General features: G+C 55.6%; 13 protein-coding genes and 1 tRNA gene. 7 read left to right on the plus strand and 7 right to left on the minus strand.

The features are described from left to right. Positions 1–7 precede the first annotated feature (7 nt). Entirely contained in the window at positions 8–1,414 is a 1,407-nt protein-coding gene (locus PN477_RS02820) for a hemolysin family protein (protein ID WP_272146967.1), read from the minus strand. 27 nt (positions 1,415–1,441) lie between these two features. Further along, on the minus strand, positions 1,442–2,191 hold the full coding sequence (locus PN477_RS02825; RefSeq protein ID WP_272119656.1) for a hypothetical protein: 750 nt from the start codon (positions 2,189–2,191) through the stop codon (positions 1,442–1,444). Between the two features lie 133 nt (positions 2,192–2,324). Between PN477_RS02825 and PN477_RS02830 the strand changes: the two genes are divergently transcribed. Beyond that, a tRNA-Ile gene (locus PN477_RS02830) sits at positions 2,325–2,397 on the plus strand. Here the strand turns inward: PN477_RS02830 and PN477_RS02835 are convergent. The 3 genes from PN477_RS02835 to PN477_RS02845 form a co-directional block, all read right to left on the minus strand. Then, positions 2,398–2,829 (minus strand): hypothetical protein, encoded by a 432-nt coding sequence (locus PN477_RS02835; RefSeq protein WP_072622862.1) that lies wholly within the window; start codon positions 2,827–2,829, stop codon positions 2,398–2,400. A gap of 71 nt (positions 2,830–2,900) precedes the next feature. Continuing rightward, positions 2,901–5,315 carry a transglycosylase domain-containing protein gene (locus PN477_RS02840; RefSeq protein ID WP_272146969.1) on the minus strand — a complete coding sequence of 805 codons (2,415 nt, stop codon included), beginning with the start codon at positions 5,313–5,315 and terminating at the stop codon, positions 2,901–2,903. Between the two features lie 144 nt (positions 5,316–5,459). Next, positions 5,460–8,177 (minus strand): glycoside hydrolase family 10-like protein, encoded by a 2,718-nt coding sequence (locus PN477_RS02845; protein WP_272119658.1) that lies wholly within the window; start codon positions 8,175–8,177, stop codon positions 5,460–5,462. A gap of 81 nt (positions 8,178–8,258) precedes the next feature. Between PN477_RS02845 and PN477_RS02850 the strand changes: the two genes are divergently transcribed. Both PN477_RS02850 and PN477_RS02855 read left to right on the plus strand, forming a co-directional pair. Beyond that, positions 8,259–10,235 (plus strand): tetratricopeptide repeat protein, encoded by a 1,977-nt coding sequence (locus tag PN477_RS02850; protein WP_272119659.1) that lies wholly within the window; start codon positions 8,259–8,261, stop codon positions 10,233–10,235. Between the two features lie 110 nt (positions 10,236–10,345). Further along, entirely contained in the window at positions 10,346–10,975 is a 630-nt protein-coding gene (locus tag PN477_RS02855) for an exopolysaccharide biosynthesis protein (protein ID WP_272119660.1), read from the plus strand. Positions 10,976–11,087: 112 nt separating this feature from the next. Here PN477_RS02855 and PN477_RS02860 read toward each other — a convergent pair whose 3' ends face one another. Continuing rightward, positions 11,088–11,975, minus strand: a complete 888-nt coding sequence (locus PN477_RS02860; protein ID WP_272119661.1) for a hypothetical protein — start codon at positions 11,973–11,975, stop codon at positions 11,088–11,090. 92 nt (positions 11,976–12,067) lie between these two features. Then, positions 12,068–12,574, minus strand: a complete 507-nt coding sequence (locus PN477_RS02865) for a hypothetical protein (RefSeq protein ID WP_272119662.1) — start codon at positions 12,572–12,574, stop codon at positions 12,068–12,070. Between the two features lie 256 nt (positions 12,575–12,830). Between PN477_RS02865 and PN477_RS02870 the strand changes: the two genes are divergently transcribed. The 4 genes from PN477_RS02870 to PN477_RS02885 all read left to right on the plus strand — a co-directional run bounded on the left by PN477_RS02870 (position 12,831) and on the right by PN477_RS02885 (position 16,157). Next, positions 12,831–14,096, plus strand: coding sequence for a glycosyltransferase family 4 protein (locus PN477_RS02870; protein ID WP_272119663.1), 1,266 nt, complete (start codon positions 12,831–12,833; stop codon positions 14,094–14,096). A 117-nt stretch (positions 14,097–14,213) separates the two neighbouring features. Continuing rightward, positions 14,214–14,639 (plus strand): ribosome silencing factor, encoded by a 426-nt coding sequence (gene rsfS / locus PN477_RS02875; protein WP_272119664.1) that lies wholly within the window; start codon positions 14,214–14,216, stop codon positions 14,637–14,639. Beyond that, positions 14,639–15,151 carry a CGLD27 family protein gene (locus PN477_RS02880; RefSeq protein WP_272119665.1) on the plus strand — a complete coding sequence of 171 codons (513 nt, stop codon included), beginning with the start codon at positions 14,639–14,641 and terminating at the stop codon, positions 15,149–15,151. The genes rsfS and PN477_RS02880 overlap by 1 nt, the downstream gene beginning before the upstream one ends. 52 nt (positions 15,152–15,203) lie before the next feature. Continuing rightward, on the plus strand, positions 15,204–16,157 hold the full coding sequence (locus tag PN477_RS02885; RefSeq protein WP_272119666.1) for an asparaginase: 954 nt from the start codon (positions 15,204–15,206) through the stop codon (positions 16,155–16,157). The last annotated feature ends 138 nt before the right edge of the window (positions 16,158–16,295 follow it).

Below are 16,295 nucleotides of genomic sequence, written 5' to 3' on the forward strand. Positions count from 1 at the left end.
GCTCAACTCAATCGTCTAGTGGATCGTTATCTGGCTCGGTTGCCGGTTCCGGTTCGTGGCGATAGATCCGGATCGTATGGAGGCGGGGGCCTTCGGCGGTGACGACGGTTAACTCTAGGTTGTCGTAGGTGAGCACTTCGCCTTCTTGGGGGATTTTTTGGAAATGGTAGAGAACAAAGCCGCTTAGGGTCTGGTATTCATCGGTGAGGGGGAGATCGAGGCCGAGCATTTCGTTGACTTCTTCGAGGTCTAGTTGAGCCGGGACGAGGGAGGTTTGTTCGTCGATGGTGTGGATTGTCAGTTCGTCGTTGGGATCGCTGATCTGTTCATCGCCGATGATTTCCGCGATTAAATCATTGAGGGTGACGAGGCCCGCTGTACCGCCAAATTCATCCATGACCATCACCATTTCCAGGTGCGATCGCTGCATCAAGGTCAATAACTCATTGAGGGGAATCCCTTCCGCCACAAAGCGAGCGGGCTTCACCCAGGGGCGGATCGGGGTATCGGGGGCGAGGAGATTTTGCGCTAGGGGGATCGCCAGATCTTTAAAATCAATAATCCCCACAATGTCATCGAGGGAATCCCCCGTTAGGGGATAGCGGGAATGTTCAGTGCTGACGACAAGATTAATCAGGTCGGTAAAGGTGGCCGTGGAATCAATGGCCGTCAGTTGGGTACGGGGGATCATCACCTCCGCTGCCGTCACTTCCCCGAAGGCGAAGACGTTTTTCAAGAGTTCTCGTTCTTCGACTTCTAAGCCGGTGGATTCTCGCTCGGTGGTGATGATCAGTTGCAATTCTTCTGGGGTGACGCGGTTGTACCAGGCTTGGCCCGCATATTCAACACCGCCGAGACGCAGGAGCCAGCGCGTCGATTGATTGAGAATCCAAATGAAGGGGTTAAAAAAACGAGCGATCGCTAAACTCGGCGGCGCGAGCATCCGCGCTAACTGCTCCGAATAAATTAGCGCCACGGATTTCGGGCAGAGTTCCCCCAAGACAATTTGTAAATAGGCCAGGGCAAAAAAGGCGATCGGCGTGGCGAGGGAATGGGACAGAAACCAAGGGCTAAACCAGGGAATCCCCAAATTGTGAATCATCGTGCGCAGGATGAGAGCGATCGTCCCTTCGCCAATCCACCCTAGGGCCAAACTGGAGAGGGTAATCCCGATCTGGGTTGTGGAGAGGAGGCGTTCCATCCGATTTTGCAGCGTCTGCACCATCCGCGCCTGAAGATCCCCCGCTGCCACCAGTTGGGTAATGCGCGATCGCCGCACCGAAACAATCGCAAACTCCGCCGTCACAAAAAAGGCATTAATCGCAATCAGCAGCCCCACCGACACCAAGCGCAGCCCCAGAGCTTGACCCGTCAAGGGAATCGCATCAAACGTTGAAACCATCAAAACGTTCATAGGGAGACGGTGTGTCTCATTGCCTCCTCACTCAACGGCCGCCTCGGATGTCACCGGAATTCCCGTGAGATTGAGTTGTAACTCTTGATCAGGATAATTAGTCAGGGCCAGGGAGAGGGTTTGCGCATCCGCGAGAACGACATCGGCGATCCGAATCGTCCCCGTAAACCAATCCCCATTGGAGGGGACTTCCCCCGGCAGGTCATCGGTGATCGCCGTCAGGGAACGCCCCTGTTCATCCCGAACTTCTAAAAAGCTGTAGAGAAACTGCACCGCCGCACTACTTTCATTTTTTAAATTCACCGTTAAAACCAGCGCACCATCCTGTTGATATACATTACTCACCTGTAATGTCACACCTTGAGACTCCCCTTCAATGGTGGAAAATGAAGGGTTGCGGATGAGCTGAGTCTCAGCAGACGATTCAGTATCGTCGGGGTTTACAACCTCATCCGCCACTGGCTTTTCCGGCGGTTCCGGGACTTGATTCGTCCCGTTGATCACCTCTTGGGCCTGCTTGATTAAGGTGTCTTCATCAAGGAGAAAATTGAAGGTCTGTGGCGTTCCCGTTGAGGTGTTGGCTGGACTTGCTGGGTCAGGGGAAGAAGTTTCGTTTGGTTGTTGGGTGAGTTTTTTGGACGGGCTAACATCGGGTTGACTGACACCTTGTAGGGCTAAATCCCCTAAAACATAGGCCCACCAGCCTGTAACCCCGCCTGCTCCCACCATCAGCAGCAGTAAAACCAGCGTGAGCATTAAGGTTGAGTTCAGTTTCATAATTCGACACAGGGGATCATCATGCCACCTTAGCGCAAAACAATTCGGTTTATTATACGGCGAAAAACGCCCCGCCCCAATTTTGAGTCTGCAAAGGAGTGGGTCACTCTATATAATGATAGAGAAATTATGCCCAGGGTTGGCCGAGCGGTTGAGGCAGCGAACTCATAATTCGCCCTAGACAGGTTCAACTCCTGTACCCTGGATTAGCGAATCGGATTGAGCCAGAATTCTCCCCCCGGCAGCGGTTGATTAAGATTGCTAAAGGAGGGTTCAGTGCGGAGACTGGAATTATAGGGGTTGGTGAGGTCGGGGGTGCGGAGGATGGGCCCGTTGCTGTATTGCTGGCGGAGAACATCGACGTACATGGAATGGACGATCGCAGCATCCCGATTAATTTCCACTTCAGGAAACCCAGTTAAGCCGGTGAGGAAGTCAATCTGACGACCGATGGTGAATGTGGTCGAGAAGGCATCTTGGGAACTGTAGGTGATGCCATTGTCAAAGGCTTCGGGAATGGTTTCGAGCGGAACGGGGAATTCGTTCGTTACTTCGACTTGGGCGATCGCACCGGATGCGATCGCCATCAATCCACTCACAACACCGCAGGTTACAGCCACAAAACGACGCATTAGCATTACGGTTCTTCTCCAACTTAGGGTTTCAGTGGTTCAATTCTAGCCTGAGCCATTCCCAGACGATGGGATCACTATTCACTGGCCGCCGGAGCATCGGCAGCAGGTTTCGGCGGCTTTTCAATCACAGGGGGGGCCGGCGGTGCGGGGGCTGGGGCTGGGGCTGGGGTAGCCGCCGGAGGGGGCGCGGGAGCAGCGGCGGGCGGGGGGGCCGGAGCCGGAGCCGGAGCCGGCGGACGCGAGGGAGCCGGCCGACTCTGAGTGTTTGCCGGTGGACGCGAGGGGGCTGGCTGGCTCGGCTTCGACTCCGTTTGTCGCTTGCGCACATTGTTCGCTGGACTGCTCGCTGGCTCAGAATTGGAATTTTGAGCGGGACTAGACTGTGGCGACGAACTGCCGGAGGAGGGGGAGGACGAACGCGCAGGAGTCGAACGATTCCGATTCGAGGGTGGAGGTTCCGGCTTGGGCGGCTCTCGGTAGAAACTTTTCTTCGGTTTAATCGGTTCAACTTCGATGGTGGCTTCCCGTCCCCCTAGCTTGTCAGGCCGCGGGGGAAAATCAGCTTCGGGAATATCATCCACAATGCGTTTCATAAAGGCGTGCCATAGAGCCGCTGCTGTGGTGCTAGCGCCGGATGTGGGGCTGTTGTTATCGTTGCCGAGCCAGGCCCCGGCCACGAGTTGAGGGATATACCCCACAAACCACAGGTCACGGTAATCGTCTGATGTGCCGGTTTTACCAGCGACATCACGATCGGGCAGATTCGCCGCTGTGCCAGTGCCGTAGTCCACGACGGTTTCTAACATCCAGGTCATAATCGCGGTGGATTCAGCATCGATCGCCTGTACAGACTGGCGCTCTGCTTCATAGATCACCTCACCATTGCGATCGAGGATGCGGGTAATGCCATGGACGGGGACGTGCTTCCCTTCATTGGCGAAGGTGCCATAGGCGCTGGTGAGTTCGAGGAGGGTGACTTCGGAAACCCCAAGGGCGAGGGAGTAGGTGGGTTCAAGTTTTGAGGTGATGCCCATTTTTTTGGCCATTTCAATGACGGGGTTCCAACCCACTTCGATCAGCGCACGCACAGCCGGAATGTTAACGGAGCGGGTCAGGGCATCGAGCATGGAGATGTTGCCCCGATAGGTTTCGTCGTAGTTTTTCGGTTCGTAGCCATCGACGACGTAGGGCGCGTCTCGATAGCTCTTGTAGGGGGAAAATCCGGCGGCGATCGCCGTTGCATAGACAAAGGGTTTAAAGGTCGATCCCGGTTGGCGTTGGGCCTGAGTGACTCGGTTAAACTGGCCGTTATTCTCTTCACTGTTGTAGTCTTTGCCCCCCACCATGGCTTTGATTTCGCCGGTGGTGGGGTCAATGGCAACCAGGGCAGCTTGTTGGAAGTCTTGGCTAGAACCATAGCGTTCGGAGATTTCCGCCACGGCGGCTTCGGCGGCGATCTGCCACTCTAGATCAATGGAGGTTTCCACCGTTAACCCCCCTGCTGCGAGTTGTTCCTCGGAGAGAATTTCGGGTAGTTTTTCTTGGACGTAGTCGGTGAAGTAGGGAACCTGACGATTGAAGCGTTTGGGTTTTTGGGGATTGAGGGCGAGATCTGAGGCGATCGCTGCCTCATACTCGGCTTCCTCAATAAACCCTTGGTCATAGAGCCGATTCAAGACGCGATCGCGCTGTCCCTGGGCCGCCTCCGGATTTTCCAAGGGTGAATAGGCACTCGGAGCCGGCGCAATCCCCGCCAGCATCGCCGTTTCCACCACAGTCAATTCATCAACATCCTTGCCAAAATAGACCCACGCTGCATCAGCAACCCCGTAGGCCCCACTGCCCAAATAGACAAGATTCAAATACCGTTCGAGGATCTCCTCTTTGCTATAGGCATTTTCAATTTTTTGGGCAATCCGCATTTCCCGGAGTTTACGCATCACCTCTTGGTCTTGGTTGAGGTAGACAATCCGGCTCAACTGTTGCGTGATCGTGCTTCCCCCTTCCACCACTTCCCCTGCCCGCAGGTTCGCCCAAGTGGCCCGCAAAATCCCCTGATAATCGACACCCTTGTGATTCAAAAAGCGACGATCTTCACTGGCGATAAAGGATTGCACCAGGGAGTCTGGAATCTCTTCAATATCTAATTCTTCATGACTGATCGGGCCGCGCTCTTGGAGCACCGTATCGTCGGCCGCGATCACCCGGAGGGTTTCTTCACGGTTGTAGGTCATCACCTCATCAACCGATTCGGGGAGTGTCGCTTCGAGGTCTTGCCACCGTTGATAGAGATAGGCTGACCCTCCACCGATTCCCGTTGCCGTCACGAGAGCCACCCAAATCCAGACCCGTTTGTACAGAGGACGACGCGATCGCCCCCCCGCACCCTTTGAGGCGCGAGGCACATTCGGTTGAGCTGTAGCCGGTGTAGAGGATTCCGGTACAGGCATGACGGCTTTTTTTTCAGGCTTTTGAATAAACTTGGACACACCAACTCCTTAAGTTTCGCGACACCACCAAATCTTGCTACGCATCTAGGTTAACCTGCTTAGAATCGGAGTTACCAGATCCAAGATTCACTGTAAATGTACGACAACTGGTGAACGTTGGCGCTTGAAACCCTAGACCAAGCATTAAGGCAAATTATGCTGAATCCCGTACCGTAGTAAATGCTCTAATCCCATCAGGTGATTGTCCCACACTTTGCGGCGATAGGGGGAAGCGATCGCCGCCCCTTGCCACTGCTGCCCTACCCTCGCTCGAAACTCACGCAGCACCCGCTGGGCCTGTTGAGCATGGCGAGCCGACGGGTCAGCCGCCAACCGGGCCAGGGCTTGATCCAATTGGGCCGATCGGGTCGCCCAATCTTGCCAGAGAGGTTGATCCGCCGGCAAGGCCTCCTGTTGCGCCCAATATTGCCATTCTCGCTCTAAGGCGCGATACCGTAACACAGCCGTTTCAAAGGGTTGGCGATGGGCGATCGGTTCAGACCCTTGCCGCGTGCGGCGACCTTGAGTTTGGCGGAGGGCGGTTTGTAAGTTGAGACTTAAATTTTCCGCCGCAAACAGGGCATAGCCCCCCGTCGCGTAGTCCCGTAAATATTGAATCTGATCCAACGTCCCCACCATCGGCAACTGCAACAACCGAATGCCCGGCAGCAATAACGTCGCACTTCGCACCCCATGGCCGAGCACCGGAGCCGTTAATGTTTGTAGCTCCGTGGTCGTTGTGGCATAGGTCATCGGTGCTAACAGATCAACATAGCCCCCCTGGAGCCATGCTTCCCAGTTTTGTTGGAGGCGGGTCAGCCGAATTCGTGTCGGCATCGGAAAGACAGCGGCGGACAGGAGCGTGCCAGGGTGTTTGGTATGTAACAGGGTGTGGGCCGCTTGCACGAAGGTATTAATCTGCTCAATGCGGAATTGAGTCCACTGAGACCAGAGGGGATCGTTGGGGCGAATGGTCAGGGGATCAACGCCGGTTTGGCGAGCAAATTGACGGCGGGCTTCAAGGCCAAACCCATAGGTTTGATCCAGGTTGGGATCTTGGAACGGGTAGCGGATGTAGTCGAGTTGGATGCCGTCTACGTCATAGCGGGTGGCAATTTCGTCAATTAGATCGAGAAGATAGGCGCGGACTTCGGGATGGGCAGGATCAAAAAAGACTTTGCGGGAGTTGACTTGAAAGGGATCGCCACGGCGATCGGTGGCGACCCAGGTGGGGTTACGGCTGAGGACGGGGCCGAGGTAGTGGTCGGGTTGCCCCAGGAGTTGATTGTGGCGTTCATTGGCGGCGGCGAAAATCCAGACCCAGGCGTGTAATTCCATGCCGCGCTCGTGGGCGAGTTTAACTGCGGCGGCGAGGGGGTCCCAGCCTTGGGTGAGGGGGTTTTGTTCGGGGGCGACGGTGCTGGGATAGATGGGGTAGCTGGCGTTGACGGTTTCAAAGAAAACGGTATTGATGCCAGCGTCAGCGAGGCGGTTAAAGATGCGGGCAAGATCGGCTTCGGAACGGGTGCGGACGATGGTGCCGCGATCGAGCCAAATGGCGCGGGTTTCGGGATAGCGGATCGGTTGCTCGGTGGGGAAGCTGTCCCAGAGGTGGCTGTGCAGTTGACGGGTGGCGGCGGCGGCTTGGGGAAAGGATTGGCTGGCGATCAGGGTGCCGATCGCATTGAGGCGATCGCGGGCTTCCTGCAAGGTGCTGGAGGCTGGGGCCGGGCTGCGATCGCCCTTGTTCCGAATTTGGGCCACCGTGTCCTGAAACGACTCGGTTAAGGTTTGGGATTCGGCGGCGATGATCGCACTTTCATAGCGTTCAAACAGATGAGTCACGTCTTGATATTGCGCTCGTAAGGAGGCCGGTGCAGCCGCCAGCAGCGTGGCCACCTGTGGGGAAGAGGGCGGGGCCGTCGTCGGGGCTGCGGCCGGAATCGCAGGGGCCGGCGTTGCCGCCGCCGGTCGCCCTCCGGGGGGAGTGGTGGGACGTGGTGGGGCTGGGGGATTGGCTTGGGAAACCGTTTGCGTCACGGTTTGGGTGATCCTGTTTGACCCGGTGGCGCAGTTTTGTCCATTGCCAAACCCGGCACTGCGCCGCCGTCCATATTGCTGCAACAACGCTTCAAACCAGGCCACATCGGTATTCACAGAGGCCACTTGGTCATTGCCCCAGCGCCAGCCTAAAAAGACGGTTTGATCCGTGGCGACAATCGCTGGGGTTGACCGCTGGGTTTGCCAGTGGGCCAACACCCGGCTATTGCCATCGGTGGGGAGAATGGCCGCGCCTTGGAGAGGGGTAGCCAGGGGGAGGGCCGGCACAGGGAGGGTGGCGTTTAATTGCAGGGCCGTGGGGGTGGTGAGGGGAAAGCCCCAGGTGGCACCGAGGAGGGTTTGAAGTTGAGTTTTGACGGCTTCGGGGGCGAGGCTGCCGGTGTTGCCGGTGGCAATGATTCGTCCGCCCTGCTGGAGCCAGGCGGCGATCGCCATCCCTTGGCTGGCATTGAGAGCCGATACATTGGCCAGCACCATGACCGCATTCGCCGGTTGAGGTAAACGCTGGGGGTGTAGATCCGTCCCCTCTAGGACGCAATAGGCCACGTCGAGGGCTTGTAAGCGGCGCGTAATGCCACTCCATTGGGTTTGATTCGACGGATCACGAACAACGGTTAAGGATAGATCTTGGGCTTGGGCGATCGCTGCTGTGGGCACGGTCATCAACAGCAATGATCCGGACAACATTCTTAACACCACACGACGGAGAAATGACCAGCGCAACACAACGTTTAACACGGCAATAGTATTGTTGAGGACAACGAGGGCAAGCAACGCCCGACCCATCAAGGTCTGAGGCAAGGGCTAGGGATGAGCGTGTTATCATTATGCACATTCTGCACTGCAAGACTTGAACTCACGTGCATTACTGTGGGGTTAGCGATGAAACCAAATGACTACTCTCAATTGCCATCCTCCCCTCACGCCAACCGGGAACAGTCCTTAGATGATGGATTTCACCTGATTGGTGCATTGCCCCGCTCTAAGTTTGTCCAGCCCACTACGCCAACCCAGACTCGGCCTGCCCCCCAGCCTGAGCCTGAGGAATTGGCATCGGCAGAAACTGAGCTTGCCCCCCGCCGCCTCAATTGGCAAGCGATCGCCCTTTTTCTTGTCCTCTGCACCGGCGGCATTGGGTTCACCGCTACGGCTCTGCTCCTGAAGTCGCCCGCCGTTCCCAACTGCCCCCAGATCTTTTTACCCACGGCTTCGGCTTCCATGCGGCTTTACTGTGCTCAGTTGGCCGCCAATAAGGGGACGATTCCCGATCTGATGGAAGCCTTGCAACTGGTGCAGAATCTCCCGGTGGATCATCCCCTTTATCCCGAAATTGAACGCTACACCGAAATTTGGATTGAGGAACTACTGCGCTTGGGGGAATCCACGTTTCAAGAGGGCAATTTAGAGGAAGCGATCGCCCTCGCCACCCAAATTTCCAGCCAGTTTGATGATCCCACCCTGATTCAAGGCAAAATTCAACGCTGGCAAGAGATTTGGGACGAGGCCGAAGCCATTGAAGCGGAAGCTTTGGCGCAAATGGATGAAGGGCTTTGGGGTCAAGCCTTCCAAACGGCGGCGGGGCTGACCCAATTAGATAATCGCTACTGGGCGACAACCCGGTATGACCAGCTTTTTGAAACCCTCAATACGGCCCGCGAAGAGAGTAAAAAATTAGATGCGGTGTTTGCCCAAGTCGATCAGGGCGGCCTGGATAATTTACTGGCAGCGATCGCCACGGCCCAACAAGTGCCCAAAACAAGCTCCACCTATAACGAAGCCCAAACCTTAATCAATCGCGCCAAAGAAAAGCTGGTGGAGTTGGCCATGGTCAATCTGCGGCAGGGAAGATGGCAAGCCGCGATGCAGGTGGTGAATAAAATTCCGAGCACCTTGCGGCTAGAGGATGAAATTGCCGACATTAGCACCCTGGCCGATGCGGTGTCGGTGGCGAGTTTTGGGACGCAGATTAACTATGAAGATGCGATCGCCACAGCGCGAGAAATTGCCCCTGGCCGCCCGCTGTACAACCAAGCCCAAGAACTGATCAGCCGTTGGCAAGATTCCATTGAAGGCGGCTTAAGTTTAGATGCGGCCATTGCCTTGGCACGGGGGGGAACCCAAAGCGCCCTGGAAGCGGCAATCTCCCAAGCCCGCACCGTCCCTCAAACTAATCCCCGCTATGCCGAAGCCCAAGGGTTGATCAATGACTGGACTCGCCAAATCGAACGCACCGCTGACCAACCGATCTTGGATGCTGCGGCAGAATTGGCGCGTGCCGGGAATCTTGAAGGGGCAATTCAACGCGCTCGCCAGGTGAGTTCTGGGCGGGGTCTCTACGGGGAAGCTCAAGAACAGATTAATGATTGGCAACGGCAACTCGAACGCGAAGAAGACCGCCCCACTCTGGATCGGGCGATCGCCTTAGCCAATCGGGGTCAATACCTCGAAGCGATCCAAGTGGCGCAACAAATTTCTTCCGGGCGGAGCCTCTACGGGGAAGCCCAGCGGCAGATTGAAGGGTGGCAGCAGGAGGTGCGGGGCGCAGAACAGTTGGCCCAAGCGACCCAGCGGGCCCAAGCCGGTACACCCGAAGCCCTCAGAGCCGCCATTGAACTGGCGCAGCAAGTCCCCAGCAATAGCCGCCAAGGGGCTACCAGTCGGCAACGGATCAATCAATGGAGTGGGCAGATTTTGGCGATCGCCCGTCAGCGATCGGGGTCAAGCTTGGCTGAGGCTGTGGCGATCGCCCGCCTTGTGCCCCCCAATACCGCTGCCTATAGCGCCGCCCAAGCCCAAATTGAGACCTGGAATCGTTTGCTCAATCCCTCTGCCTTGCCGCCCATTCCTGAATCCCTCTAGGCTAGGTCGTCGCGCTAAAAATGGCGATGTGCTAGGAGGCGATCGCTGGGGTGTATAGTAAATGGGAAAAATTTTTGAGATGCGGGCATTTCCCCATCAACGGCAACCCTATGGCCAAACTTTCCACGGAATTGAATCGCTATTTTTTTGAAGAAGACCGCGCCGAGACGGTGAAACTCAACGACGTGCTGCTACTGGCCGGTGAGCGGGTTTTTGGCTTTTTATTTGTGATTTTGTCGTTACCCTCGGCCTTGCCAATTCCAGCACCGGGCTATTCCGTGCCCTTTGGCCTGCTCATTTTTGTCCTGGCGGTGCAGTTTATGACCGGGTCACAAAAACCATGGTTGCCGCAGCGGATGGCGAATTGGAGCATCAAAACCAAGCTGGCGCAACGGTTTGTTAAAGCTGGGTTGCCTTGGTTACGTCGCCTCGAAGGGATCAGCAAGCCCCGCTTGACCGCCGTCTGCACGAGTTTACCGGGTCGTCTAGGGGTGGGCAGTGCGATCGCCCTCATGGCCATTTCAATGATGATTATTATCCCCGGTACGAATACCCTCCCCGCCATGGGGATTTTTCTAACGGGGATTGGACTTGTGGAAGACGACGGCGCGATCTGTGCCGCTGGTGCAACGGCTTGTGTGGCGATCGCAGTGGTCATGGTCTCCGTGATTTGGGTGTTCTATCGCGGTGGAGCCAGCATCCTCGACATGGTTAAAACCTGGATTACCGGCACACCTTAAACCCTCACCCCCGCCGGCAGCGGTGGACGTGATTTGCGATCGCACCGAGCCACAAGCAAGGGGCTTGCCGCCCCTTGCCGATGAATCGCCATGGATCTAAACCATGAACGGGTTAAATTTCGGCGGCAGCCCGCTCAATGAGTCGCCGGGCCAGGGTTTGAGTCCCGGTATGTTCGTAGTAATTCGTGGTGACATCCAGAAACGCCGCCAGGTAATCGAGCTTACTATCTGACACTTCGATAAACTGCCCTAACTTGCCCGTTACCTTCGCCACGGATAGATCATTCCGGTTCACAAATCCGCCCATCCAACCTTTGACGCTGTCGAAACTCTCGCCGATAAAGGCTAATTGTTTCGGGGTGCTTTGGCCCGGAATGAGTTGTTTGACTTGGCTAAACACCGCATTATTTTCGAGATCTTGGGGCGAAAGGCTGTTCAGCTTAGCCTGAGTGCCTTGGATAAAATCCGGGCCGAGGGGAATTAACGCATCAAAACACACCAAGGCGGCCATCCGCATCAGGGATTCACCGCTGTAGTCCGCGAGGGATTTGACAAAATCGCCGATGCTATCGCCGGGAATGCCGTTAATTTGGCAAAAGGCCACCACTTCGACCACCAGCTTCAGGCAGAGATCAATGGTTTGAGCTTGATCGGCTTTGGGGGTCAGTTTGCTCATGAAGCCCAAAAGGGGCACTTTTTCCCCGACTTTATTGGCCAACGCCGCCGCTCCGAGGGCGCTGTCAGCACTGTCGATGGTTTGATAGAGCCAGAGGGCGCGTTGGTAGCCTTCGGATTTGTCGTTAAAGAGCCAGATGGCGCGATCGCCAATCTGTTTCACCAGTTCCGGATCGGTTTCGCCCGTCACGGTGCGGATTGTCTCCTTAAACCCCACCAGATTGTTCCACTCACCGGGCACAAGAAAATCCAGCGCCTTGAGGGCACGGACGGTCATATTTTGCTCAGGCAATTCGTCAACAAGTTCAAAAATCGGTTTGCTCATGGTCATCTCTCGAATAAAGGAACAGGAAAGACAAAGGAGCTAACAGGGTTGATCTCGCTCCTCAGCATTCAACATTGGACGCGATGGTGAGGTTAGGGACTGTCGAGGGCAGCGAGACCATCGAGGTTAAACTGTTCAAGCCAGTCTTGGCGATCGCCTTCGGTAAAACTCTCCGCACGAGATTGCACCTTGACTTGAAAGCGATCCGCCACCAGTACCCCCGTTCCGGTGTTTCCCTGCGCCGCCAACGGATAACCGGCTAAGGTTTCGGCGCTGTCGGCGTATTTCTGGGCCGCATCGGGGTTGTTGCGAATGTCAGCGATGGAGAGCACCGCCACCTCCGTCCCGGCTTGCTTAAGCTTCGCCTGGGCAAACCCCGTTTTTTCTTGGGCGTACACCAGATCATAATCTTCCGCTGGTTGCGGAAAATATTCATTCAAACTGCCGCCACTGACGGCGGTATCTGCCACTGCCGCAGCCCCCGATTGGGTACTGTCCTGTTGGGCTTGGTCAAACTCCGACGGCGGCGCTGCGGTGCAAGATGTTAAGAAAAGTAATACCGCTAAACAAAATGATGTAAACCAGGTACGAGGCATCATAGCCATTGAATCCCCTTTATAGTTATAGGCAACACCTCCATTCTGCCGTACTCGTTTTGGGTTTTGATTTTTCTTTACTCGAATCTTTTAGGTACGGATTCAGTAGGATAGAAAGCGGAGTAGATAGTTAAGACGTTGCGTTCGTGGGACGCAAATAGATCTTTTGGGTTGAGTTTGTCATTAATGGAGTGCCATCTATCCGTCTTGATGCCGTTTGGCGATCGCTCCCTGCCGTTCTCTCATCGTCTCCCAATTTATGCGTATCCTCATTTACTCCTATAACTACTACCCGGAACCCATCGGTATTGCGCCCTTGATGACCGAGTTAGCAGAAGGATTGGTCAAACGTGGTCATGAAGTGCGGGTGATCACCGCGATGCCCTGGTATCCTGCCGGCGAGATTTTTGAAGCCTACCGGGGCAAACTCTACTGCACAGAAGAGATCAATGGTGTGACGGTTCAACGCTGCTATGTGCGCATCAGTAAAAACCGAAACCTGATCAATCGTGGCCTTTTTGAACTGAGCTTTATGCTGTTGAGTTTTTTGCAAGCCCTGCGAGGGGGGCGGCCCAGTGTCATTTTGATGACGGTTCCGGGGTTGCCGGTGGGCGTGCCGGCGGCCGTGCTGGGGTTCCTCTATCGTTGTCCGGTGGTGCTCAATTTGCAGGACATCTTGCCCGATGCCGCGATTCAAGTGGGCCTATTGCGGAATGCGGTGGCTGTTAAGATTTTCAAAGCATTAGAAAAATTTAATTATTTCATTGCCACAAAAATTACAGTTATTTCTGAAGGCTTCATCGAAAACCTGACGCAAAAGAACGTCGATTCTCAAAAGATTTGTTTGATTCCCAATTGGGTCGATGTTAATTTTATTCGCCCGTTGGATCGCTACGATAATGCGTTTCGTGCGGAGCACAAGCTCGGCGATAAATTTGTGGTGCTGTATTCCGGGAATATTGCCCTCACCCAACCGCTCATTAATGTGATTGATGCCGCTCGGAAACTCGCTCACTTACCAGAGATTGTGTTTGTGATTGTTGGCCCTGAGGATGCGCTCCATCCTTTGCGCCGCCGCGCCCGCAAACGCAATCTCCAAAATGTGCAATTCCTGACGTTCCAACCCCGTGCCCAGCTTCCCACGATGCTGGCGGCGGCGAATGTGGGCTTGGTGGTGCAGAAATTCAATGTGGTGTCCTTTAATATGCCCTCTAAAATTCAGGTGCTGCTGGCCAGTGGTTGCCCTATTTTGGCGGCGGTTCCGGAGGAGGGGACGGCGGCGATGGCGATTCGAGCCAGTGGGGGCGGGGTGTTGGTTCCGCCGGAAAATGCGAAGGCGTTGGCGGTGGCGGTGGAGGCGTTATATCGTCAGCCCGAAGAGCTTGAACGCCTGGGGCAAAAAGGGCGACAGCATGCGATCGCTAATTACGCCTGCCGATCTGCCATTGATCGTTATGAAGACCTCTTTCTCAAGCTCACCCAGCCCGAACCCTGTATCACGGTGGGCGATGAGATTCTGAAATAATGCTGGCGGGGGGATGGGGCGGCGATCCGTAGGCACATCAACAAAACATTGCAACTTTGGGACGACCGGAACAGGCTTCGTTATGATCGGGGGAGTTCTGTTTTTCTAATTTTGTGCATGACCCAACAACGATCGCCCCTTTCTCCTCCCTCACTGCCGGCACACCTCGCGGCTGATCCCACCTCTCAAATGGCCTGGACGATCGCGATCGCTGCCGATGAGCGCAAAGCCGCCGAGATCACCCTCTTGCGCGTCACTGATGTCTGTTACCTTAGTGACTATTTCATCGTGGCAAGTGGGTTTTCGCGCACTCAGGTGCGGGCGATCGCCGATGCCGTCGAAGCCAAAATGGAAGAGCAGTGGCAACGCTACCCCCTCCGCACCGCCGGCAAAACCGAAGGCAGTTGGGTCTTGCAAGATTACGGCGAAATCATTGTTCATGTGCTGCTGCCCACCGAGCGAGAGTTTTATAATTTAGAGGCATTTTGGGGTCATGCCGAGCGCATTGATTTCCCCGCTGATGATCCGGAGCCGCTACTGTGATGTCCTCTCAACCTTCCACCCGGTGTCCTGTCCCCGAAGAGCAACAACCCCTCAATGAATATGAGCAGTTGCGCGAAGCCTGGCTCTTTAACTGGACGGTGCAATCGCGCTTCGTTTATGTGCGCAAACTGTTTTGGGTGTGGGCCTGGAGTTGGGTGATTGCGGGGCCAACGGCGGCGGCGAGCTTTCGACCGGAACGGCTGCCGCTGCAATTTGCCTTAGCCGCCAGTGGGGGAGCGTTGGTGATTGTGGTGCTGCTGTTGCTCCGCCTTTATTTAGGGTGGCTGTATATTCGCGATCGCCTCTCACAAACCGAGGTAGTCTACGAAGAATCCGGCTGGTATGACGGTCAGCGATGGCAAAAAACCGATGAAGTGTTGATGCGCGATCGCCTCGTTGTATCCTATCAAGTGCAACCCATCCTCCAACGACTCCAGACCACCTTCCTCTGGATCGCCCTCAGTATCCTCGGCGGCAGTGCCCTCTGGTTCGTCGCCGATACCCACCTTTAACCCTCAATTAGATCCCCTTCCCTATTCTTTATCCCATTGCTAAAACGCTATTATGACGCGAGGCCTTCGGAACCCAGCCCCAGAACTAGAAGTACAACTCCTCCGAGAAGGTATTCTTGAATCCACCCATCGCGTCACAGCGGTGATTGCCGACCATCGCGGGCGCTTGCTCACCCAAGCCGGTAATGCGGCCATGAGCACCTTTATCCGTTCGGCCCTCAAACCCTTCCAAGCCCTCGCCGTCACCAGCACCGGCACGATCGAACGCTACGGCCTCACGGATCGCGACCTTGCCGTCATCTGCAGTTCCCACCACGGCAGCGTCGAGCACGCCCGCCAAGTCTTCAATATTCTCTGGCGCTGCGACATTGATCCCACCGCCCTCCAATGTCCCACCCCCCCCGACAAAGACAGCCCCCTCCAACATTGCTGCTCCGGAAAACACGCCGGGATGCTCGCCGTCGCCCAACAGCGGTACTATCCCCTCGAAACCTACCTGCACCGTAGCCACCCCGTCCAAAAACTGATCATCACCAAAATCAGCGAACTCCTGGGGATGCCCGCCGATGAATTTATTCGCGCCCGCGATGATTGTGGTGCGCCGATCTATTCAATGCCCCTGATCCAGATGGCGAGTCTATACGCCCAACTAGCGTCCGGGGATCATCTTGATCTCGAACGGATTGTGCGAGCGATGACCTACTATCCGCATTTGGTGGCGGGAGAGGGGGCCTTTGATACGGAATTGATGCGGATGACGGAAGGGGAATTAGTGAGTAAAGCCGGAGCCGAAGGCATTCAATGTATTAGCCGCGTTGGGGAAGGATTAGGCTTGGCGATTAAGGTGCATGATGGGGCGAAGCGGGCGAAGTCGGCGATCGCGATCCACATTCTGCGTCAACTGGGCTGGATCACGCCCCCCGTCGCAGAAACCCTATCGGAACAATTTATGAAACTCAGTCCCTATAAACGCCTGGAGGTGGTGGGGGATCTCACCATGCTTTAGGGGCATTCCGTCCAGTTTTGGGTCAAAATGAGCGATCGCCCCCCGGATCACCCCGGAATTTTCCACAAACTTGGTGGATCACTGGGCACTTGTCTTAAAATAAATGAAAAGATATGTAAACTTTTTTTAACCATCCTG

It is taken from the genome of Spirulina subsalsa CS-330 (genome assembly GCF_028330765.1).
In the GTDB taxonomy this organism is placed as follows: Bacteria; Cyanobacteriota; Cyanobacteriia; order Cyanobacteriales; family Spirulinaceae; genus Spirulina; species Spirulina subsalsa_A.